Below are 21056 nucleotides of genomic sequence, written 5' to 3' on the forward strand. Positions count from 1 at the left end.
GCGAACGTACATGGGTTTCGCCGGTCTGTCCGGTTCTGGTCCGCTACTCGGCGTCGGCGCCCCCGGCTCGGGCGACCGCGACCACCGCTCTGGCGGTCGCGACGTCCGTCACGAGCTCGTCGACCATCCCGGCGCGGACAGCCCCGACGACGCTCGGTGCCTTCTCCGGCCCGACCGCGATCGCGACGACGTGCGGGATGTCGACCAGGACCGACCGGGGCGTCCTGACCATGCGTTCAGCCCCGTCGAAGGCGATCTCGGAGCCGTCGGCGCGGAAGAAGTTCAGGGAGACGTCGCCGGCCGCGTCGCGGAGGACCTCGTCGTCCACCGGGACGCCCCGGGCGTGTGCGTCGCGGATGGCCGGCGGTGCCCCCACGCCGACGAGGGCACCGACCGCGCGGTCCCACAGGCCGACGACGTGCTGGAAGGCCGGGTCGTTCTCCAGCGACGCCCGCATGTCCACGGACGGGAGCGCCTGCGCGAACAGGAACGCCGGCACGGCCGCGGAGCGCTCGGCCGCGAGCCGGGTGATCTCGTTCGACTGGAACCACGGCAACGGGTCCGCCTGCCCGCCGACCGTCGGCGCGAGGAGCACGCCGTCCAGGCGGAGCGTGACGTCCCGCGCGACCGCGTGGGTCGTCCGGCCGCTGCCGATGAGCAGGGCGTCTCCGGGGCGGAGCGCCATCCGGTCGACGGCGACGGTCACCGCGGCGGCGAGGTCGGTGCCGAGCGTGGCGTGGTGCACGGCGGAGACGACCTGCACGGCGTCGAGCCCGAGGAGCGTCCGGACGTCCTCGGCGAGGGCGACGGTCTCGTCGAGGAACGGGTCACGGACCCGGATCTCGACGAGTCCGGACCGCCGGGCCTCGGAGACCAGGCGGCTGACCGTGGCCCGCGACACCGCGAGCCGTTCGGCGATGTCCACCTGCGTGACGTCCTCCAGGTAGTACATCCGCGCCGCCTGGTAGACGAGGTCGAGCGGGAAGCGGGCGTGGCCGTCGCGCGGGGCGTCGGACACGGCGACGGCCGGTCGTCCCGGACGACCGGCCGTCGCGCCCGTGGGAGGGCGTGGTGTCACGCGCTCACTCGGCGAGGGTGAACGGGGACGTGACCTTGTCCGCGTTCTCCTTGGTGATGAGCACGCAGTCGAACGCCTGCTTCTCCTGGCTGGCGCCGGTCTTGCCGGTGCGGATGAAGGAGTCGGCCTCCTGCACCGCCTTCTTCGCGAACGTGGCGACCGGCTGCAGCACGGTGTACTGCAGCTCCCCCGCCTTGATCGCGTCGACCGCGTCGGGCGAGCCGTCGAAGCCGCCGACCTTCACCTGGTCGAGCTTGCCGGCCTCCTTCAGCGCGGCGACCGCGCCGAGGGCCATCTCGTCGTTGCCCGGGATGACGCCCTTGATGTCGGGGTTCGCCTGCAGGATGGACTGCATCTTGTCGTGGCCCTGCGTGCGGTCCCAGTTCGCGACCTGCTTGGCCACCTCCTTGAGGCCCGGGTACTGCGACAGCACGGTCTTGTAGCCGTTCGAGCGGGTCTGCGCGTTGTTGTCCGACGGGGCGCCGAAGAGCTCGGCGTAGTTGCCGGAGTCACCGACGTCCTTGACCCACTGCTGCGCACCGAGGGCGGCGCCCTGGGCGTTGTTCGAGACGAGCTGCGCCTTCGCCAGGCCCGACTGGTTGATCTCGGCGTTCACCAGGATCACCGGGATGCCCGCGGCGTCGGCCTTCTTCACGGCACCGATCGATCCGCTCGCGTTGGCCGGGTCGAGGATGATCGCGACCGACTTGTTCGTGATCGCGGTGTCGATGAGGTTGCTCTCGGTGTTCGTGTCGCCCTTGGAGGCCGAGACGTTCGACTTGTAGCCGAGGGACTTGGCCTCGGCGGACGCGACGTCGCCCTCGGTCTTCCAGTACGGGTTCGAGGGGTCGTTGACGATGATCGAGATCAGGCCGCCCTTCTTCGACGAGCCCGAGCCGGAGCCCGTGTCCGACGATGCGCTGCCCCCGGCGGAGCAGCCGGCGAGGACGAGGGTCAGGCCGACGCCCGCGGCGAGCACCATTGCCAGCTTGCGGTTCATTGTGGGGTTCCTTTCGCTGTGTTCCGGTGACGGGGGTCAGCCGGCGGTCTTCTCGTGGACGGCGGCCGGGGGCTGCGTGTCCACGGGAGCTGTGGGGGTGGGCGTCGTCGTCCCGCCGGCACGGGCCGGGCGGCGCTTGTACTGCACGGCGTTCAGCAGCACGGCGAGGACGATGACGGCGCCGGTGAAGACGGTCTGCCAGTAGGCCGAGACGCCGATGATGACGAGGCCGTCGGACAGGAAGCCGATGACGAAGGCCCCGAGGAGGGTGCCGCGGACGTTGCCGACACCACCGGAGAGCGCGGCGCCGCCGATGACGACGGCCGCGATGGCGGTCAGCTCGTACGAGTTGCCCGCGGTGGGGCTCGCGCTCGTCAGCTCGGACGACAGGATCAGGCCGGCGATCGCGGCGCAGAGGCCGGACAGTGCGTAGACCCGGACCTTGACCCGCTTGACCGGGACGCCGGAGAGCTCCGCGGCCCGCTCGTTGCCACCGGAGGCGTACAGCCAGCGGCCGAACACCGTGCGGTTGAGGAGCAGGCTCGCCGCGATCGCCGCGACGATCATCACGATGACGCCGATGGGCAGCCCGATCAGCCGGTTGAAGCCGAGCCAGTCGAAGCCGGTGTTCCCGAGCGCCGCGTTGCCGCCGAGGTCGTTGTAGGTCAGGCCGTTCGTCATCAGCAGGCCGATGCCGCGGACGACGTAGAGCATGCCGAGCGTCGCGACGAACGGGGCCACCTTGAAGCGGGCGACCAGGATGCCGTTCACGAAGCCGATGAACGCACCGACCGCGCAGGCGATCACGACGACGACCCAGACCTTCGGGTACAGCGTCGAACCGCCGATCGTGACGCCCTTCATCAGGGCACCGGCGATGACGCCCGAGAACCCGAGCGTCGAGCCGACAGAGAGGTCGATGCCGCCGTTGAGGATCACGACCAGCATGCCGATCGCCAGGATCGCGTAGACCGCGACGTGCGAGGACATCGTGAGGATGTTGCTGACGGTGAAGTAGTTGGGAGAGAGGACGGAGAAGACGACGATGATCGCGACGAGGGCGAAGAACGCGCGCCCCTGCAGCAGGAGCCGGCCGAGGCTGAACCCGTCGGCGAACATCGCGGGCCGGCGTCGCGCCGAGGTGGTGGAGGACATGCGTGTTCCGTTCGTGGCGGTCATGCGATCACGGCCTCGCCCGAGGCGGCCATGATCGCTTCCTTGGTGGTTTCGGATCCGAACTCGGCGGCGATGCGCCCGCGGCTCATCACGACGATGCGGTGGGCGATGCTGAGGCACTCACCGACCTCCGACGTCGTGTAGACGACCGCGAGGCCGTTCCTGGCGCGCTCGGCGAGGAGCTTGAAGACCTCGGCCTTGGCGCCGATGTCGATCCCCCGGCTCGGCTCGTCGAGCAGGATGACGTCGGGCTGCGTGGCCAGCATCTTGCCGATGACGACCTTCTGCTGGTTGCCGCCGGAGAGCGAGCCGATCATCGCGTGGCCGCCGGGCGTCTTGACGTGCACGGTCCGGATCGACTCGGTGACGATGTCGGTCTCGCGGTTCCCGGAGAGGAACAGGCCCTTCACGAAGGCGCCGATCGAGGCGAGCGACATGTTGTGCCCGACCGTCATCGTCTGCACGAGTCCGTCCCGCTGCCGGTCCTCCGGCACCAGTCCGAGGCCCGCCTCGATGCGGTCCGCGATGCTCAGGCCCGCCAGGTCGCGGTCGCCCTTGCGGACCCGGCCGCCGTCGATCCGGTTGCGTCCGGCCACGGCCTCGAGCAGTTCGGTGCGGCCGGCGCCCATGAGGCCGTAGATGCAGACGATCTCGCCGGCACGGACGTCGAGGGACACGCGGTCGACGACGTTGCGCCCGGGGACGTCGGGGTCGGCGACCGTGACGTCCTCGATCGCGAGCGCGACCGGGCCGAAGTCGTAGCCCGTGGGCGGCGACCCGAGGTCGAAGCCCTCGCCGACCATGGCCCGGACGACCCATTCCAGGTCGATCTCGGCCGCCGGGGCCATCGCCGTGATCGCGCCGTCGCGGAGCACGACCGCGTGGTCGGTGATCTCCAGCGCCTCCTCCAGGTGGTGGGAGATGTAGACGATCGAGACGCCGCGGGCGGTGAGGTCCCGCACGACCTGGAACAGGACCTCGACCTCGGAGGCCGAGAGCGCGCTCGTCGGCTCGTCCATGATGAGGATCCGGGCGTCGACCGACAGCGCCCGGGCGATCTCGATGAGCTGCTGCTGGCCGAGCCGGAGGTCCGACACCAGCGCGAGCGGGTCGATCTCCTCGCCGAGCTCGGCCAGGACGGTCGCGGACTGCCTGGCCTCCTCGGCGTAGTCGACCCCGGTGGGCCCGGTGATCTCGCGTCCCATGAAGATGTTGTCGCGCACCGTCAGGTTCGGCGCGAGGCTGAGCTCCTGGTGGATGATCGAGATGCCGTGGTCCCGGGCGTCGACGGTGTCGGTGAACGACACGGTCTCGCCGTGCAGCGTGAGCGTGCCCGACGTCGGCTGCTCGACCCCGGACAGGATCTTCATGAGCGTCGACTTGCCCGCGCCGTTCTCCCCGAACAGCGTCGTGACCTGACCGCGGTGGATCGCGAAGTTGACGCCCTTGAGCGCACGCGTCGCACCGTAGGTCTTGACGACGTCGGTGGCCTGGAGGACGACCGCGCCGATCGCGCCGTCGCCGCTCATCGGACTTCCAGGGCCGACGGCGTGACGAGCCAGGCCTTCGGGTTGATCAGCTGGAACGCTCCGGTGACCTCGACGGTCTTGCCGGTGAGGGACGCGGTGTCGACGTCGGCGAGGACCTGCTTCTTCAGCTGGTCGTTCAGGGCGGCGCCGGCGTTCTGGTAGTCGATCTGGTTCGTGAACTGCCCGAACTCGATCGTCCCCGGTGCGTCGCGGAGGTCGGTGCCGTTGATGGCCGGACCGGTCTGCATGCGGATGAGCAGCCCGCCCGGCAGCCCGTCGACCGTGACCGGGTACAGGCCGTCCTGCGCCTCGCCCACCGTGCCCGTGAAGGTCGTCGAGAACTCGGTCCCCGCGCCGCCGGCGACCCCGTACTTCTTGGTGGCGGCGGCTGCGTCGGCGTTGAGTGCCGTCGCCAGTTCGTCCGCGGGCACGGCGCGCTTGGCGATCGCCGCCTGCACCTCGGGGAAGTGCTTCTTGCCCCAGGCCGAGGCCGAGAACGCCGCCGGGCCGGCACCGACGGACGAGCCCTTGCTGACGACCTTCACGCTGAGTGCCATCGCGATGAGCACGACGAGCACGACCGCGCCGATGACGATCCGGCGCGTCAGGCGTCGGCGCTGCGGCGACGTCGTGCTGACGGCGCTCACGACTGCGTCCCGTCGACGCGGGACGCCTGCTCGGTTCGGGGTGCCCCGGCGGTGGGGCGGACGGCTCGCGGCATCGCGTGCTCCTTGCATGAGGACGACGAGCACGCGGCGGGCGCCTGACGTCGTCGTCTGGTCGGGTCAGCCGGTCCCTGCGGAACGGCGTCGACCGCACCTCTCGGAGCGGCCTGACCAGAAATTACGTGCAGAACGACATTTCTGCAAGGGGCAATCGCAGATCAGCGCGAAACCGATGCTGTCAGAAATCTTGTTCTTGACATCTGTTCAGGACCCCGTATGGTCTGCTGCACCGCGATGACGCGGCTGGAACGTGACCGACGGAGACCACCATGTCCACGACCTCGACCCCTCCCCAGGCAGCCACCGCGACGCCGGAGATCCCTGCGACGATGCGGGCGGTCGTCGTGCACGGCCCCGGCGACTACCGCCTCGAGACCCGCCCCGTCCCCACCCCGGGACCCGGGGAACTGCTGCTCCGCACCGACGCCGTCGGGATCTGCGCCTCGGACCTGAAGTGCTACCACGGCGCCGCGAAGTTCTGGGGGGACGAGAACCGACCGGCATGGGCCGAGACGAACCGGATCCCCGGACACGAGTTCGTCGGCACCGTCATCGCCGGCGACCAGGACACCCTCACCAAGCGGAAGCTGAGCCTCGGGGACCGGATCGCGTGCGAACAGATCGTGCCCTGCTGGGAATGCCGCTACTGCCTCGAAGGCGCCTACTGGATGTGCGCCGTGCACGACATGTTCGGCTTCAAGGGCCACGACGGCGCCATGGCCGAGTACGTCCTCGTCCCCGCCAAGGCCCTCACCCACCCCGTGTCCGCTGACCTCCCCGGACAGGTCGCCGCGTTCGCCGAACCCCTCTCCTGCGCCTTCCACGCCGTCGAACGCGCCGAGATCAAGTTCGGCGACACCGTCGTCATCGCCGGCGCCGGCCCCATCGGCCTCTCCGCCATCGCCGGAGCACGCCAGAAGAACCCCCTGCGGATCATCGCCCTCGACGTCCTCGACACCAAACTCGACCTCGCCAAGGCCGTCGGCGCCGACCTCACCATCAACATCGCCAACGAGGACGCCGTCCAGATCATCAAGGACCTCACCGACGGCTACGGCGCCGACGTCTACATCGAAGCCACCGGCCACCCCTCCGCCGTCCCCCAGGGCCTGAACCTGCTCCGCAAACTCGGCACCTTCGTCGAGTACTCCGTCTTCAAGGACAACGTCTCCGTCGACTGGTCCATCATCTCCGACGACAAGGAACTCGACATCCGCGGCGCCCACCTCGGCCCCCACACCTGGCCCGCCGCCATCAAGCTCCTCGAGACCCAGACCCTCCCCATGGACCGGATCTGCACCCACCAGTTCCCCCTCGAAGCCTTCCAAGAAGCCCTCGACCTCGTCGGCGACTCCGCCGGCGCCTCCGTCAAGGTCTCCATCATCCCCTCGATGACCAGCTGACCGCGCTCATCCCGAGGCCCCCGACTCCGGGCGGTGGTGGTCGTCCCGCCACCGCCCGGTGCTGTCCCCGTGACGCGCGTTGCTCGGCGCTGCGCGGTGCTGCGCTGCGCGGTGCTGCGTCGCGCGTCAGAGGTCGCTGAGCCGCCGGCCGGACGCCCGGTCGTTCCACTCGGTGCGCTCGGTCCCGCGCGCCGAGTGGTGCTGGCCGTCGTGCCCCGTCGGCAGGTCGCAGTGCCAGCGGTCGAACGTCGACGGACACGCCCGGGTCGCTGACGCGCGCGTCTCGGCTGATGGTGCTCGGTCCTGCATGGTGCCCTTCGGTCGTCCCCCTCCATACAGACGTACGGACCACGGGTTTCGTCACGGATCGCATGCCACGACCCTTCCCGACGACCAGTCACCAGCGCTGAGGTGCATGCTCATGTCGAGGAACATCGCCCGAGCAGCCGGGAACGAGACCCGCGACCGGAGGTGCCGATGAACGACGACGTCTCGCTCGTCGACGCCGAGGACGCCACCCTCGTCGTCCGGGCTGCCGACGGCGACGTCCGCGCGTTCGAGGTCCTCGCCCGCCGCCACGGTCCCCTGCTGCGGGTCTTCGCCGCGAAGATGCTCCGCTCGAACGACGAGTCCGACGACGTCGTGCAGGAGTCGTTCCTGATCGGGTGGCGGCAGCTGAGCGACCTCGAGACCCCCGCGCGCTTCCGCCCGTGGATGATGCAGATCGTCACGCGGAAGGCCCTCGACCGCATCCGGTCACGGCGACACCACGACGACGTCGACACGGTCGACCCGCCCGCCCACGCCGTCCACTCGCCGGAGCGTATCGTCGAGGCGCGGCTGCAGCTCGATGCCGTGTGGCAGGCGCTGGACACGCTCCCCGATGACCAGCGCCGGTGCTGGTTGCTGCGAGAGGCATCCGGCTACAGCTACCAGGAGATCGCCGAGGCACTCGAGCTGCCGGTCTCGACGGTCCGCGGGCTCCTCGCCCGCGCACGACGGTTCTTGCTCCAGGAGATGGAGGCGTGGCGATGACGAACGACGACGCTGCCATGCCCGAGGACGACCTCGTCGACGGCCACACGATGGAGGAGCTCGGCGCCTACCTCGACCGCGACCGGACCCCCCGCGACCCGAGCATCGAGGGCTCCCCCGCCTGCCGCCTGGCGCTCTCCGGCATGCAGCGCCTCCGTGAGCTCTCGTGGGACGCGATGCAGCACCGCGCGGAGGACGACCCCGACCGCGACTCCGCCTGGATCAGCGGCCTGCTCGACACCATCCGCAACGAGGTCCGCTCCGGTCGGGACGTCCCCGTGGAGCACCCGGACCCCCGGCTCCGCCTGACCATGACCGAGGCCTCGGTCCGCGGGCTCGTTCGTCGCGCCGGCGACACCATGGGCGGTGTCGTGATGGGTCGCTGCACCCTCCACGGCGACGTCACCGAGCCCGGCACGCCGATCCGGGTCGAGGTGACGGCGAGCATCGCGTACGGCCTGGCCGCCGACGTCACGGCTGACCGACTGCGGGCCCGCATCGCCGAGGTGCTCGGTCGGCACACCGAGATCGTCATCGACCGGATCGACGTCGTGTTCGACGACGTCCACGTCCCGTGACCGAGGAGCCGAGGGTGCACGACGACCAGGAACTCTCCCGACGCCTCACCGCGCTGATCCGCTCGACCCCCGGCGTCGACGAGGTCTACCCGGCGCAGCCGATCCTCGAGGCCGCCGCCGATGCGGTCGCCGTGAAGCTCGCGCTCCGGCAGCCGGACGTGCTGGTGGACATCGACCGCGACCACGGCTCGATGACCGTCACCGCCGGCATCGCGGCGAACGACACCCGCCCGGCGCCGGACACCGTCCGCGAGGTCGGCGAGCGCATCCGCGACGCCTTGGCCCAGCGGCACGCCGACGGCGCCGAGGCCCGCGAACCAGACCTGATCACGGTCACGATCCGGTTGGTCGAGGGCCTCGACGCGTGAGCACCGACCACACTGCGGATCCCCGGCGCCCCTGGGCAGCCGCGCCGATCCTCCTGGGCCCGAACCAACCCGCGCACCGGCCGTACCTCGGCGGTGCCGGCATCGCGGCGTTCCGTGGGACGCCGTGGACGGGTGCCGACCCGCACACCCCGGAGGACTTCGTCGGCTCCACCACGTCGGTCCACGGCTCCGCGACGGTCGGCCTGACCGTCCTGGAGCCCGGCCTGACGCTCAAGGAGGCCGTCGCGGCCGACCCCGAGGGGTTCCTCGGCCCGGACCACGTGGCGGCGTACGGCGCGGACCCGATGCTGCTCGTCAAGCTCCTCGACACCGGCGAGCGCCTGTTCGTGCACCTGCACCCGTCGGACGACTTCGCCGTGGCGCACCTCGACGAGCGCCGCGGCAAGACCGAGGCGTGGGCGATCGTCGCGGTCGCCGAGGGCGTCGACGCGTACGCCGCGGTCGGCTTCACCCGCGAGGTCTCGACCGAGGAGGCGACCGCCTGGTTCGACGGGCAGGACGTCGACGGGATGCTCGCGGCCATGCACCGGGTCCCGCTCACGGTGGGGAGCACCCTGCTCGTCCCGGCGGGGGTCCCGCACGCCATCGGCCCGGGCATCACCCTGGTCGAGCTGCAGCAGCCGACCGACCTGTCGATCCTGCTCGAGCACCAGGGCTACGGCGACCTGACGGTCGAGGACGCCACGCTCGGGCTCGACCTGTCGACGGCGCTCGGGGCGCTCGACCGTCGGCGCTGGGACCCCCGGGACGTCGAGGCGCTCGCGGTCGGACCCCGCCCCGTCCGACCGTCGACCGTGCAGCTGTTCCCGTCCGCTGCCGACCGGTTCTTCCGCGCCGAGCGGATCGCCGTCGCCGGGGTCGTCCCGCTCGACGCCGCGTACGGCATCGTCATCGTGCTCGACGGAGCGCTCCGGATCACCCACCGCGAGGGGGCCCTGGACGTCACTGCGGGCGACACCGTCCTGGTGCCGTTCGGCATCGGCCCGGTCGAGCTCGATGGCTCGGGCACGATCATCCGCGCGATGCCGCCAGCACCCTGACCGCGGACGAGCGGGCCCTGCTGCACAACCGGCAGGGGCCCGCTCGACGGCGGGGAGCATATGGTGCCCCTGGAGGGACTCGAACCCCCAACCATTTCCTTAGGACGGAACTGCTCTTCCATTGAGCTACAGAGGCCGGCCCCTCCACTCTAGCGGGACGCGACCTGGGACCCGAGCCCTCGGTACGGCTCCAGGAACGCGGTCAGCTCCGCCACGTACGACTCCGGCTGCTCGACCGGCGCGAAGTGCCCTCCCCGCTCGGGCCCGGAGAGGTACACGAGGTTCGTCGTCCGCTCGAGCCACTCCCGCGGCGCCGTCACGAGGTCGCCCGGGTACAGCGAGAACCCCGACGGCGTCTCGACCCGGCGGGCCATCTGCTCGGGCGGGACAGCGGCGTTCGCGTGGTACATCCGCATCGCCGAGCCGATCGTGCCGGTGGCCCAGTACTCGGTGACGAGCGCCAGGACCTGGTCCCGCGTGTACACCGACCACAGGTCCCCGTCGCAGTCGCTCCACGACCGGAGCTTCTCGACGATCCACGCCAGCAGCCCCGAGGGCGAGTCGTTCAGGCCCACCGCGACGGTCTGCGGCTTGGTCCGGTGCAGCATCGCGTAGGCGCCCTCGGTGTCCCGCCACCGCGTGGTGGCCTGCACGAAGTCCTGCTCGGCGGGCGACAGCGACGCGACGTCGATGCCGGGCCACGGCAGCCCGCCGTCGATCCGGTGGACGGCCACGACCCGGTCGGGGTGGTCGAGCGCCAGGTAGCGGACGACGTGCGTGCCGATGTCCCCACCGGCGACCGCGAACCGCTCGTACCCGAGCTCCGTCATGAGCGGCGCCCACAGCGCGGCGACCTGGCGGGCGTCGAGCGGCGTGGCCGGCACGTCCGAGAACCCGTACCCGGGCATGTCCGGCACGACGACGTCGAACCCGGCGGCGGCCAGCATCGGCAGCACCGTCCGGTAGCGCCACGACGAGTCCGGCCACCCGTGCGCCAGCAGCAACGGCAGCCCGTCGCCCGCGTCCGCTCGCTGGTGCAGCACGTTGATGCCCAGCCCGTCGACCTGCACCACCCGGCTCGGCAGCGCGGCGAGTGCGTCGCGGTGCGCGCCGAAGTCGAAGCCGTCCGCCCAGTAGGTCGCCAGGTCACGGACCTCGTCCACGTCGACGCCGAGCGACCACCCGGTCCCCTGCGGTGCGTCCGGCCAGCGGGTGGCCAGCAGCCGCGCGCGGAGGTCGTCGATGGTCGCGTCGTCGATCCACATCCGGGTCATGCCCGCACGCTACGCACATCCGCCGACACCACTCCCGCCGGTCGCGACCGCCCACCCGTCGTCGGGATCGGGCGAGCCCGACTTCCTCCCGCGCCGTGACGGATCCGGTTCGGGAAACACGGGCGGAGACGTCCGGATCCGTCATCGCGGAGAACGAGAACGGCCGTACCCGAGCAGCACGGTCGTCCTCGTCCATGGTCGACGACACGGCAGCGGCCGGCACGACCGTGACGGTGGGGCTGTCCCGGGTGCTGCTCGGCGCGCACTGGTTCACCGACGTCGCCGTCGGCTGGGTGACCGGCGCCAGCTGGTTGTCGATGATCATCACCAGCCACCGCCTGTACCTCAGCACGCAAGACGACGACACCGTCGCCGAGTGACCCGGCACGTCCCCGGGGTGGTTCGCGACACCGGGCGTTGCGCACGCCCGTAGGCTCCAGGACGTGACCGTCGAGGAGCTCCTGCACACCGTCGCCGGAGTCCTGGCACTCGTCGCGATCGCCTCGCTCACGCTGGTCCTCGCCCGGGCAGCGGACCCCTGGGCTCCGGCCCTGGCAATCCTCCGCGGCGCGCTGCAGCTCGCCGCGATCAGCCTGGTGCTCAGCGGGGTCATCCGGTCGCCCCTGCTCATCGCCCTCGCGCTGACCGTGATGTTCAGCGTCGCGGCCATCACGGCCGCCAGACGGCTCGGACCCGTCCGGACGGCGATCGTGCCGGTCGCGGTGACCATGGCCGCCGGGATCCTGGTCAGCTGCGCCGTGGTGTTCGGCACCGGAGCGCTGACCCTGTCGCCGCGGTACGCGCTCGCGATCGGCGGGATCGTGATCGGCAACGCGATGACGATCGCGAGCGTGGCCGGACGCCGCTTCCACGAACTCGTCGACGACCGCTGGGAGGAGGTCGAGGGCTGGTTCGCCCTCGGCGCCGCGCCCCGCCGTGCGACCGAACAGCTGGTCCGCCGAGCCGTGACGGCCGCGCTCGTCCCCACCGTCGACCAGACGAAGACCACGGGTCTCGTCACGTTGCCCGGCGCCTTCGTCGGCGCGGTCTTCGGCGGGGTCTCGCCGCTCGAGGCAGGCCGGTTCCAGATCGTCGTCCTCGCCGCGATCATGACCACCGGCAGCATCACCGCTGTCCTGTTGACCCGGTGGCTGGCCCCGGTCACGACGCGGCCGGTGCCAGGCCGGTGAGACGACCCGAGACGAGCGGTGGGGTCCGTCGTGCGTCGACGAGGTCACCGCTGGTGGTGACGGCGACCACGCGGACGTCCCACCGCTCGACCGCCTCGAGCAGGACGCTTCGGCCCCCGGCCAGGACGGCGGTCGCGAGGACGTCGGCCTCGACGACGTCGCTGCCGACGACGGTGACCTGCCGGTACTCGCTCGTCACGTCGGTCCGCCACACGTGCTCACCACGGTGGCTGGTCCCCGACGTCGCGACCGCTCGTGCGCTGCCGTCGAGTGCAACGGTGGTGAGCAGACGTGCTGGATCGTCCGGGTGGCTGATGCCGACTCTCCAGGGCGTCGCCGGTGAACCACCCGCGGTCAGCACGTCGCCACCGGCGTTGCAGCACCACCGTTCGATGCCGGCAGCGACGAGCACGGCGCCGGCGGCTTCGATCGCCGCTGCCTTGACGATCCCCGCGAGGTCCACGCTCCCGTCCCGACGGTGCGGGTCGAAGGCGCCACCGGTGGCGTTCCGCCACCGGACCGCCTCGGCGTACCAGTGCTTGTGCTCGGCGGACGTGCGCGTCAGCGGGAGGCGCCCGTCGGCGATGCGGGACGCCGGCGAGTCCGGACGGTACCGGCTGAACTCGGTGTCGAACGCCGTGAACCGGGCCTCGACGTCCTCGAGCACGTCGCTCCCGGGATCCGTGCCGTCGATCCGCAGCGACACCACGGTCCCCATCGTCCTGAAGACTTGGTCCACCGCGTCACCGTGCCTGGTCGAGCGCCGACTGGAGCGACTGGAGGTAGCCCTCGGACGTGTACGTCGCGCCGGAGACGGTGTCGATCTCGGCGGACTGCGCGGACAGGGCCTCCTGTCGGAGCACCGGTGCCGCCTGCGCGCTGATCTGCACGGACCGGCCGTCACGGTCCGTGAGCTGCAGCGGAGTCACGTCGGAGATCTTCCCGCCCGCGACGGTGACCTGCACCTGCACGTTCCCGAACTGGGTGGCCGCGGCGGTCCCGATGTAGGTGCCGTCCTGCAGGGCACCACTGGTCGAACTCGACCCGGTCCCGGTCCCGGTCGACGGGGTACCCGAGGGCCCGGCGTCCGACGTGCCCGTCCCGTCCGCGGCGGAGACGGCGTCGCGGTGCACGACCGCGGACTCCACGCCCGCACTGAGGATCCCGATCGAGACCAGGACCCCGCCGATGACGATGCGTGCCCTCACCAGTCGAACCGCTCTCGGTGCAGGTGCGTCGCCGGGAGTCCGGCACGGAGGGCGTCCTGCTCGACCAGGTCGCTCCACCGTCCGGGCCCGCAGACGTACAGGTCGGACTGGCGCAGGTTCGGGAACACCGACGCCGCCGAGACGCCGCGCGCTGTGTCCGAGCTCGAGAGCCACCCACCCGTGCCGCTCCCCCGCGGCCCGATGCTCGTGAACACCCGGTATCCACGCGCGTGCGCCAGGTCGATCACCTCCTGCCACAGGGACGTCTCCCGCGGCGATCGCCCGCGCAGCAGGACGGTGACGGCTCCGGCAGGAGCGTCGAGGCGCTCCAGGAACGCCCGGACGGGAGTGACACCGATGCCGGACGCGGCGACGGCCACCCGCGTCGACGTGCGCACCCGGTCCGTGAACACCCCGTACGGGCCGGCGAACGAAACCCGGGTCCCCGGCTGGAGACTCCCGAGCTGGGCGCTGCCGCGACCGAGAGCCCGGACGGTGACCCGCATGCCGTCGGCGGTCGGCGCCGCGGACAGGGAGATCGGGTGCGCGTGCCACCAGGTCGCACCGGTCCAGAACCGCCACATGAAGAACTGTCCGCCGCGCGCCTGCAACTCCGTCAGGGCTCGACCGCGCAGGTACAGGGAGACCACTTCCGCACCGATCCGCTCGACCCCGACGACGACGACGCGGTGCCGCAGGGACCTGACCATCGGCAGCCCGAACCGGAACACGGCGACGGAGGCAAAGGCGACTACGTACAGCACCACCCAGTACACGCGCTCCCAACTGCCCTGCGCCAGCACCTGTCCCTGGGAGAGCTGGTGCGGGATCGCGAGGCCGACCGCGACGTAGGAGAGCAGGTGGACGCCGTGCCACACCTCGTACGGGAGCACCTTCCGGACCGCGACGACGGACGTCCAGACCACCGCGACGAACCCGACCAGGGCGAGGACCGCCAACAGGACGTCCGACGTGCCCCACAACGCGACCGCCTCTGCGACGACGTTCTCGTGCGACTCGATCGCGTACCCGACGACGAGCAGTCCCGCGTGGGTGAGGAGCAGGTACAGCGCGGGCTTGCCGAGCTTGCCGTGCTGCACCATCGCCGCGTCGTGCCCGACGAGACGGTCGATGAACGGGACGCGAGCGGCGAGGACGAGCATCACGAGGACCAGGTCGGTCCCGACCATGCCGGCCACGATGCCCGCAGCCACGAGGACCTGTCCGACACCGGAGAGGTCGACCGGTCCCGCGCTCAACCAGAGCGTGACCGCCATCGCTGCCGAGCCCCAGACCGCGACGCCGAGCACGTCGACGGCGGCCTGTCGGCGTCGAGCCCGGCCACGCAATTCCGGCTCGGACAGCATGCGCTGCTGGGAGCTGCTCTCGGGACCGGTCGGTGGTGTCACCACCGACCGTCGGTTCGTCGTCGTGCTCATCCGTCGGTCCTGACGCTGTGCGGCAGGACCGGCCGTCGGACCACTCGCGGTCGAGTGGTGACCCCATTGACGGTCAGGCGTCTGTGGACGCACTGTGGTCCGACAATGGTTCCGCTGACCTCTGCCGAACCCGGCCTGATCGGCCGGGCAGGGCGACCAGGGGAACGGCATGCCGAACGGGAGGCCCGTGGCGGCCTGGAACCGGGCCTCCCGTCCGCACCGTGGCTACGCGGCCACCAGGTACTCGTCCCAGTTCGGCTGCACGCCAGGCAGCACCTGACCTGACGAGTCGCCCGCGTGCGGACGTCGCGCCTCCGTGTGCTGCCGGTCAGGACGACCCCGCCGTGTCGACCTCAGTCCGGAGCGCGCGACGGTGCCGGAGCGTCTCGCGCAGGACACTGATCGCGATCGCGACGGAGAGCGCGATCAAGAGGATCTCGATGACCCCGGTGGTGGCTGGGGGCTCGGCGCCCTCGTGGTTCCGTCCGGCTGTCTGCAGGAACAGCGCAGCGTCGTTGAGTCCGTGCAGGAGCATCGGCACCCACAGCGTGCCTGTCGCGCGACGGGCTGCGTAGAAGAGCGCGCCGTCCATGCTGAGGAACGCCACCTGGAAGAGGATCAGGCCGATCGGGAGTCCGGCGATCACTTCGCCGACCACGTGGGCGAGACCGAACAGCACCGACGAGACGATGAGGACCACGAACTCGGAGTGGCGCGCACGGAGCGCGGTGACGAGGATCCCGCGGAAGTACAGCTCCTCGCCGACGCCGACGCCGAGCGCCCCGATGAGCACGACGACGATGATCCCGGCCGACACCTCGGACCACGGCACGAGGCTGAACAGGATGGCCGTGCCGGTCAGCGACAGAGCCGGCGCTGCAAGCCACCACCAGCGCCGGGGTTGCCCGACGGCGACGGAGCGCTCGTGCCAGATGTCGTTCCACCAACCCGAGCGCCGGGCGAAGAACACTCCGGCGACGACCATGATGCCGACCGGGACCCAGGTGCCCACGAGCCAGTCCGCGATCGGGTGGTGCTCCCCGTCGACGACGGCGCTGAGCAGGTTCCCCACGCCAGCGGCCATGAGGACGTAGACCACGCAGGCCACGAGCGCGATCCAGAACCGCCGCGGGACCTCGCGACGCCCACCAGGCAGCCGGTCGGTTGTTGTCGGGGAGGTGGGTTCGGTGGTCATGCGGTGCCTCCGGTCTGGTCGTTCTCGGCTGCCTGATTGCTGACGCGGCCCTTGATGAAGAAGAGCACCAGGAGCGCGAGCACCGGGTAGACGAGGTTGAAGATCCCAGCGAAGCCGATCAGCCCGGCGTCACCGGCGGTCGCCGCCGAGGTGTCGATGCCGCCAGTGGCGAGGATGGTGGTGGGGTCGGTTGCAGCGTGCAGGAGCATCGCCGGGATGATGCTCCCGGTGATCCGCATCGACAGGTAGAACATCATGCCGGCGCCGAACGTGTAGACGACGGTGACCGCCACGACGGGGAGCGCCGTCCCGCCGATGGCGTTCGAAGCGTGCATCAGCCCGAACAGCAGCGAGGACAGCAGCGCGACCGTGCGTTCGGTGTGGTGGCCGCGTCGGAGGAGGTCCACGGCGACACCACGAGCGATGAGTTCCTCGGTGAAACCGATACACAGGCCGAGGAACAGCACCGCGAAGACCACGGAGACCGAGTACGACGACCAGTTCGTCGCGATGAGCCGGATCACGATCGGGACGAGCAGCAGGACCACGGCGATCCACATCCACCCGCGTCCCGGAAGTGGCTGGCGAGCGAAGATCTCGCGCCCCCACCCGAGGGTCCGGACGAAGACGAGAGTCAGCAGCCCCATCACGATGATCGGCAGGGCGATGCCCAGGATGACCCCGCGAGGCGTGGCGAACACCCCGTCCGCGGTGATGCCGCTGGCGAGGGTGCGGGCGTTCAGCCACCCCAGCCCCTCGTACACGGCGAGGTAGAGGACGACGGCCAGCACTGCCCGCCACCACCCGCCGCGGTTCCAGAACCGCTGCCACCGGTTCCCGGCGGCAGCGAGCGGGTGATGTCGTTCGGAGTTCTCGGCCATGGTGGTGTCCTCGTGGGCTCGGAGCGTGGTCGTGGCGGTGGCACGGAGACCAGTGGTCAGTTCGGCAGCCGCGGCGCTACCGGAGGGTCGACCGGTCACGGCCGGCGGACACTGCAGCTGGCGGGACTCCGCGACCGCTGTCATCGAACTCGCGCAGCCGTCGCACCCGTGGCCGGAACCAGAACACGAAGATCGCGACGACGTACACGGCTTCCAGGACGATGCTGAGGGGCACGTTCCAGTCGCGGACCGGGCCGTCGATCACCGCGTCGTTGAGGCCGTGGATCGCGGCGGCACCGAGGTACGCGAGCACGCCGACACCGACCGCCTTGCCCGTCGACAGCGTCCTGGCGGCGAGCCAGATCAGGACCGCGGCCCCCACGGTGATCAGAGGGTGCGAGACCTCGGCGATGATGCGCACGACGATGTCCATCATCATGATGAAGGGGGCGTCTGACGGTGGAGGAGCGCCGTCGAGGATCGGGTCGAGCGAAGTGATGATGTAGCTGATGCCCTCGAGGAACCCCAGCCAGGCGGCGGCGACGAACACGAGCCACACCGCGGGTCGCGGCGAGCGGTAGGTGCGCGAGGACAGCAGCAGGATGACGGGCACGAGGAGTTTGAGGAACTCCTCGACGAACCCTGGCCAGACAGGGCCGCCGGGGAGCAGGCCGGCGACGACGTTCAGGGTGCCGGCGAGCAGCATCGCGATGGTCCCCCAGGCGAGGCCCAGCCAGAAGGCCTGGACACGGTGCGGCTGACCGGCCAGTGCGACCTGCTGGCGGAAGTACCAGCCGATGGCCACCAGCGGGAGCCCGATGCCGACGACGGCGCCGACGACGACCACCACCAGCGAGGACGGCGGAACACCGTCCCTGATGGTTGCCTCACGACCACCGGAGAGCATCATCGACCCGCCCCACGACCCGAGGAGAGCACCGATTGCAGTGCCCCCGAGGCCGACGATGAGCGGTGCGGTTCCACGGGACCGGGACATGGAGCCGAAGCTACCAGGAGCAGTACTCAGTTTCTCGCCGGGCCGGTGACGAGCCGGACGGGAGGCCCGTGGCGGCCTGGCACCGGGCCTCCCGTCCGCAGCGTGGCTAGGCGGCCACCAGGTACTCGTCCCAGTCCGGCTCCGTGCGCTCCATCCCGCGCACCACCCAGCTCGACCCGTGCGGGGCCTTCGGGCGGAACCGCAGGTTCCAGCCCATCTCCCGCGGGGTGCGGTCGCCCTTGGCGTTGTTGCACGCCAAGCAGCAGGCGACGAGGTTCTCCCACGAGTCCGCTCCGCCGCGCGACTTCGGCTGGACGTGGTCGATCGTGGTGGCGTGGCGGTCGCAGTACGCGCAGCGGTTCGCGTCGCGCCGCAGGACACCGCGCCGCGACACCGGCACGAGCCTGGCGTGCGGGATGCGCACGTACCGGGTGAGGATGATGACGGACGGACGGTCGTAGCTCGAGGTCGACCCGGTGACCGGGTGCTCGACGTCGGCGGCGACGATGGCGGCCTTCTGGTTCATGACCAGCACGAGGGCCCGCCGGAACGAGATGACCGCGAGGGGCTCGTAACCGGCGTTGAGGACGAGAGTGCGCATGGGTTCCCTTCCGACGTGCCTGGACGGCTTCCAGGCGATGCGGGGCAACGGATCGAACGGCGTCGGACGAGTGGCCACGACCGGGGCCCGGAACGAAGAAGAGCACCGCCCGCAGGGGCAGTGCTCTCGGTCATCCCAGGGCGTGCAGGTGCACGCGGGTCGTGGTCGACCGTATGTCCACGAGCGCGCGCCGACCCATGGTGCGGGTCGTGCGTGCCGTTGACATGAGGTCTCCAGTCCAGGCCGTGTCGGGCCGATGCGCTCAGGCTAAACCAGAAACCGGCCCAGCACGAGGAGTGCTGGACCGGTTCACGGAACGTTCAGGGCGAGCGCGGGTCAGACCCCGAAGCGGACGATGTGGTACTCGCTCGTCCAGATCGGTCGGATCGACACGGCACCGCCGGGCTTGGGGGCGTCCATGATCATGCCGTTGCCCATGTAGAAGCCGTCGTGGGCCTCGCTGTTGAAGATGACCACGTCACCAGGCTGGGCCTCGGACGTGGGGATCGTCGTGCCGGCAGCGTCCTGCAGCGGCACCGAGTGTGCCAGGTTGATGCCGTACTGGGCGTACACGAACATGACGTAGCCCGAGCAGTCGAAGCCGGCCGGGGTGGCGCCGCCGAAGACGTACGGGGTGCCGATGTACTGCTTCGCGGTGGCGACCACGGCGGGCAGCGAGAACGGGGTGTTCGCGGCCGGGGCGGCAGCGGCGGCGGGGACAGCTGCGGCGGCCGCGCCCGCGGTCGTGCCCGCAGTGGTGCTGGTCTTCGACGACGCGAGGTAGTCGGTCGCCGTCGGACCGGTGTACGACGCGTACTGCTTCGCGGCGGCGGCACGGGCGGCTTCGACGTCTGCGGCGTGCTTGCGGGCGTCGAGCGTCGCGGTCGACGTGGCGGAGAAGCCGTCGCGGCTGGTGTCGGCCAGGACCGCGGCGTCGGAGACCGTCAGCTGCTGGCTCTCGGTGGTGCGGACCGCCTGCTGTGCGGCCGCGGCGTCCGACGCGCCGGTCTGCTGCGTGGCGGCGAACGCGGCGGGGACGGCCATCGTGCCGAACATGCCGGCGGCGACGGCGAGCACGACCGGGGCCATGAACTTGCGCTTGCGCGAGCTCGCGGTCGGCTTCGCCTGGGTCGAGGCGACGGCGGTCGGACGCACGAGCGGCGCACTGCGGACCGGGGTCACGGCGCGACGGCGGGTGGGGGTCTCGGCGGCACGGGCTGCACGCCGGGTCAGCGGTGCGTCGGCCGCGTCGAGGTGGCCGGTGTTCGGGAGGCCTGCGTTGGTGGGGACTGCGTTCGTCGGGTTCGTGGACATGTCGTCCGCGGCGGAACCGGTCTGCGTCAAGGGTGTGGTCTCCGGCGTCTCGTCATCACCCGCACGGGTTCGGGCCCGTACGTGCGCAACCCCATCCGTTCGTCATCGTCTCCGATCGAGGCAGGAGACGGGTTCGAGAGACGTCCTGCCACGGGTCCCCAGATCGGCATCAGCCCGGGGACTCGTCGAGTGTACGGGGACGCCGTTACCTTGTCGAGACGAAAACGCCGTTTGGTAACAGATCGGTGACGAAGCCCTGGTCAGAGGGCAGAACGTCACGTAGCGTCGATGTAGACGTGCTGGGCGACCTCGGACGGCAGTTCGATGCCGGCGTCCTCGCCCTCGACGCGCACGGACACGTACGCTCCGGCGCGCTGCACGCTGGCGAGCCGACCGGGCATGACCCCGGCGGAGCGCAGCTGGTGCAGGAGCTCGGGCTCGAACTGGACGGGCTCGCCGAGTCGACGGATGACCCCGGTGGCCACGGCGTCGGTGCCCTCTGTTGCGGCGACGATGTTGCGGACGCCGTCGAGGAACCCGCCGGCGTCAGGCCCGCCGATCTCGGCCAGGCCGGGGATCGGGTTGCCGTACGGCGACTCGGTCGGGTTGCCGAGCATCTCGAGCAGGCGGACCTCGACCTGCTCGCTCATCACGTGCTCCCAGCGGCAGGCCTCGTCGTGGACGAAGGCCCAGTCGAGCCCGATGACGTCGGCGAGCAGGCGCTCCGCGAGACGGTGCTTGCGCATGACGTGGGTGGCGCGGGAGCGGCCCTCGTCAGTGAGTTCGAGGTGTCGGTCGCCGGAGACCACGACGAGTCCGTCGCGCTCCATCCGGGCGATGGTCTGCGAGACCGTGGGACCGGAGTGCCCGAGCCGTTCGGAGATGCGCGCACGCAGCGGCACGATCCCCTCTTCTTCGAGGTCGAGGATCGTCCGGAGGTACATCTCCGTGGTGTCGACGAGATCGGTCACGGATCCGCCTCTCCTGTCAGAACTGAGCGGGAC

22 protein-coding genes and 1 tRNA gene are annotated in these 21056 nt (G+C 70.9%); 7 read left to right on the top strand and 16 right to left on the bottom strand.

Going from position 1 to position 21056, the window contains the following annotated elements:
* Nucleotides 1–43: 43 nt before the first annotated feature.
* Genes OVA28_RS01615 through OVA28_RS01635 form a run of 5 tightly spaced genes read right to left on the bottom strand, consistent with a single transcriptional unit; the run spans nt 44 to nt 5430 of the window.
* Entirely contained in the window at nt 44–1078 is a 1035-nt protein-coding gene (locus OVA28_RS01615) for a sugar-binding transcriptional regulator (protein ID WP_268095526.1), read from the bottom strand.
* A 4-nt stretch (nt 1079–1082) separates the two neighbouring features.
* Nucleotides 1083–2078, bottom strand: coding sequence for a D-ribose ABC transporter substrate-binding protein (locus OVA28_RS01620; RefSeq protein ID WP_217635669.1), 996 nt, complete (start codon nt 2076–2078; stop codon nt 1083–1085).
* Between the two features lie 36 nt (nt 2079–2114).
* Nucleotides 2115–3233, bottom strand: a complete 1119-nt coding sequence (locus OVA28_RS01625; protein ID WP_228506051.1) for an ABC transporter permease — start codon at nt 3231–3233, stop codon at nt 2115–2117.
* A 20-nt stretch (nt 3234–3253) separates the two neighbouring features.
* Nucleotides 3254–4783: a sugar ABC transporter ATP-binding protein gene (locus OVA28_RS01630; protein WP_268095529.1), complete on the bottom strand. Its 1530-nt coding sequence runs from the start codon at nt 4781–4783 to the stop codon at nt 3254–3256.
* Nucleotides 4780–5430 (bottom strand): DUF2291 domain-containing protein, encoded by a 651-nt coding sequence (locus OVA28_RS01635; protein WP_268095531.1) that lies wholly within the window; start codon nt 5428–5430, stop codon nt 4780–4782. The genes OVA28_RS01630 and OVA28_RS01635 overlap by 4 nt, the downstream gene beginning before the upstream one ends.
* Before the next feature lie 347 nt (nt 5431–5777).
* Between OVA28_RS01635 and OVA28_RS01640 the strand changes: the two genes are divergently transcribed.
* The 5 genes from OVA28_RS01640 (at nt 5778) to OVA28_RS01660 (ending at nt 9953) form a co-directional block, all read left to right on the top strand.
* Nucleotides 5778–6911 carry a zinc-binding dehydrogenase gene (locus tag OVA28_RS01640; protein ID WP_268095532.1) on the top strand — a complete coding sequence of 378 codons (1134 nt, stop codon included), beginning with the start codon at nt 5778–5780 and terminating at the stop codon, nt 6909–6911.
* A 477-nt stretch (nt 6912–7388) separates the two neighbouring features.
* Nucleotides 7389–7946, top strand: coding sequence for an RNA polymerase sigma factor (locus tag OVA28_RS01645; RefSeq protein ID WP_194661442.1), 558 nt, complete (start codon nt 7389–7391; stop codon nt 7944–7946).
* The gene (locus OVA28_RS01650; protein WP_194661443.1) at nt 7943–8524 is read left to right on the top strand and encodes a hypothetical protein; all 582 of its coding nucleotides are present in this window, start codon (nt 7943–7945) and stop codon (nt 8522–8524) included. The genes OVA28_RS01645 and OVA28_RS01650 overlap by 4 nt, the downstream gene beginning before the upstream one ends.
* Before the next feature lie 14 nt (nt 8525–8538).
* Nucleotides 8539–8892, top strand: coding sequence for a hypothetical protein (locus OVA28_RS01655; RefSeq protein ID WP_268095533.1), 354 nt, complete (start codon nt 8539–8541; stop codon nt 8890–8892).
* Nucleotides 8889–9953 carry a class I mannose-6-phosphate isomerase gene (locus OVA28_RS01660; RefSeq protein WP_268095534.1) on the top strand — a complete coding sequence of 355 codons (1065 nt, stop codon included), beginning with the start codon at nt 8889–8891 and terminating at the stop codon, nt 9951–9953. The genes OVA28_RS01655 and OVA28_RS01660 overlap by 4 nt, the downstream gene beginning before the upstream one ends.
* A gap of 61 nt (nt 9954–10014) precedes the next feature.
* Here the strand turns inward: OVA28_RS01660 and OVA28_RS01665 are convergent.
* Both OVA28_RS01665 and OVA28_RS01670 read right to left on the bottom strand, forming a co-directional pair.
* A tRNA-Arg gene (locus OVA28_RS01665) sits at nt 10015–10089 on the bottom strand.
* Between the two features lie 13 nt (nt 10090–10102).
* The gene (locus tag OVA28_RS01670; RefSeq protein ID WP_268095535.1) at nt 10103–11227 is read right to left on the bottom strand and encodes an epoxide hydrolase family protein; all 1125 of its coding nucleotides are present in this window, start codon (nt 11225–11227) and stop codon (nt 10103–10105) included.
* 194 nt (nt 11228–11421) lie between these two features.
* Between OVA28_RS01670 and OVA28_RS01675 the strand changes: the two genes are divergently transcribed.
* Nucleotides 11422–11607, top strand: a complete 186-nt coding sequence (locus tag OVA28_RS01675; protein ID WP_268095536.1) for a phosphatase PAP2 family protein — start codon at nt 11422–11424, stop codon at nt 11605–11607.
* A gap of 63 nt (nt 11608–11670) precedes the next feature.
* Nucleotides 11671–12417, top strand: coding sequence for an ABC transporter permease (locus OVA28_RS01680; protein ID WP_442780751.1), 747 nt, complete (start codon nt 11671–11673; stop codon nt 12415–12417).
* Here OVA28_RS01680 and OVA28_RS01685 read toward each other — a convergent pair.
* The 9 genes from OVA28_RS01685 to OVA28_RS01725 form a co-directional block, all read right to left on the bottom strand.
* Nucleotides 12389–13156, bottom strand: coding sequence for an FAD:protein FMN transferase (locus OVA28_RS01685; protein WP_268095537.1), 768 nt, complete (start codon nt 13154–13156; stop codon nt 12389–12391). The genes OVA28_RS01680 and OVA28_RS01685 overlap by 29 nt on opposite strands.
* 4 nt (nt 13157–13160) lie before the next feature.
* Complete coding sequence (locus tag OVA28_RS01690; RefSeq protein ID WP_268095538.1) at nt 13161–13625, bottom strand: FMN-binding protein; 465 nt, start codon at nt 13623–13625, stop codon at nt 13161–13163.
* Entirely contained in the window at nt 13622–15064 is a 1443-nt protein-coding gene (locus OVA28_RS01695) for a ferredoxin reductase family protein (protein ID WP_268095539.1), read from the bottom strand. Before OVA28_RS01695 ends, OVA28_RS01690 begins: the two co-directional genes overlap by 4 nt.
* Nucleotides 15065–15392: 328 nt before the next feature.
* The gene (locus OVA28_RS01700) at nt 15393–16259 is read right to left on the bottom strand and encodes a CPBP family intramembrane glutamic endopeptidase (RefSeq protein ID WP_268095540.1); all 867 of its coding nucleotides are present in this window, start codon (nt 16257–16259) and stop codon (nt 15393–15395) included.
* Nucleotides 16256–17140 (bottom strand): CPBP family intramembrane glutamic endopeptidase, encoded by an 885-nt coding sequence (locus tag OVA28_RS01705; protein ID WP_268095541.1) that lies wholly within the window; start codon nt 17138–17140, stop codon nt 16256–16258. The genes OVA28_RS01700 and OVA28_RS01705 overlap by 4 nt, the downstream gene beginning before the upstream one ends.
* 76 nt (nt 17141–17216) lie before the next feature.
* The gene (locus OVA28_RS01710) at nt 17217–18137 is read right to left on the bottom strand and encodes a PrsW family glutamic-type intramembrane protease (protein WP_268095542.1); all 921 of its coding nucleotides are present in this window, start codon (nt 18135–18137) and stop codon (nt 17217–17219) included.
* A 106-nt stretch (nt 18138–18243) separates the two neighbouring features.
* Nucleotides 18244–18738, bottom strand: coding sequence for an HNH endonuclease (locus OVA28_RS01715; RefSeq protein WP_071273343.1), 495 nt, complete (start codon nt 18736–18738; stop codon nt 18244–18246).
* Between the two features lie 336 nt (nt 18739–19074).
* Entirely contained in the window at nt 19075–20082 is a 1008-nt protein-coding gene (locus tag OVA28_RS01720; protein WP_268095543.1) for a C40 family peptidase, read from the bottom strand.
* Nucleotides 20083–20327: 245 nt separating this feature from the next.
* Nucleotides 20328–21023: a metal-dependent transcriptional regulator gene (locus tag OVA28_RS01725; RefSeq protein WP_268095544.1), complete on the bottom strand. Its 696-nt coding sequence runs from the start codon at nt 21021–21023 to the stop codon at nt 20328–20330.
* Nucleotides 21024–21056: the final 33 nt, after the last annotated feature.

It is taken from the genome of Curtobacterium sp. SL109 (assembly GCF_026672405.1).
Classification (GTDB): domain Bacteria; phylum Actinomycetota; class Actinomycetes; order Actinomycetales; family Microbacteriaceae; genus Curtobacterium.

What these genes read in the sequence shown, in the direction of transcription:
- OVA28_RS01700 (WP_268095540.1), bottom strand. Translation starts at nt 16,259, where the DNA reads ATGACCACCGAACCCACCTCCCCGACAACAACCGACCGGCTGCCTGGT.
- OVA28_RS01670 (WP_268095535.1), bottom strand. Translation starts at nt 11,227, where the DNA reads ATGACCCGGATGTGGATCGACGACGCGACCATCGACGACCTCCGCGCG.
- OVA28_RS01625 (WP_228506051.1), bottom strand. Translation starts at nt 3,233, where the DNA reads ATGTCCTCCACCACCTCGGCGCGACGCCGGCCCGCGATGTTCGCCGAC.
- OVA28_RS01695 (WP_268095539.1), bottom strand. Translation starts at nt 15,064, where the DNA reads ATGAGCACGACGACGAACCGACGGTCGGTGGTGACACCACCGACCGGT.
- OVA28_RS01620 (WP_217635669.1), bottom strand. Translation starts at nt 2,078, where the DNA reads ATGAACCGCAAGCTGGCAATGGTGCTCGCCGCGGGCGTCGGCCTGACC.
- OVA28_RS01675 (WP_268095536.1), top strand. Translation starts at nt 11,422, where the DNA reads ATGGTCGACGACACGGCAGCGGCCGGCACGACCGTGACGGTGGGGCTG.
- OVA28_RS01710 (WP_268095542.1), bottom strand. Translation starts at nt 18,137, where the DNA reads ATGTCCCGGTCCCGTGGAACCGCACCGCTCATCGTCGGCCTCGGGGGC.
- OVA28_RS01650 (WP_194661443.1), top strand. Translation starts at nt 7,943, where the DNA reads ATGACGAACGACGACGCTGCCATGCCCGAGGACGACCTCGTCGACGGC.
- OVA28_RS01715 (WP_071273343.1), bottom strand. Translation starts at nt 18,738, where the DNA reads ATGCGCACTCTCGTCCTCAACGCCGGTTACGAGCCCCTCGCGGTCATC.
- OVA28_RS01645 (WP_194661442.1), top strand. Translation starts at nt 7,389, where the DNA reads ATGAACGACGACGTCTCGCTCGTCGACGCCGAGGACGCCACCCTCGTC.
- OVA28_RS01630 (WP_268095529.1), bottom strand. Translation starts at nt 4,783, where the DNA reads ATGAGCGGCGACGGCGCGATCGGCGCGGTCGTCCTCCAGGCCACCGAC.
- OVA28_RS01640 (WP_268095532.1), top strand. Translation starts at nt 5,778, where the DNA reads ATGTCCACGACCTCGACCCCTCCCCAGGCAGCCACCGCGACGCCGGAG.
- OVA28_RS01705 (WP_268095541.1), bottom strand. Translation starts at nt 17,140, where the DNA reads ATGGCCGAGAACTCCGAACGACATCACCCGCTCGCTGCCGCCGGGAAC.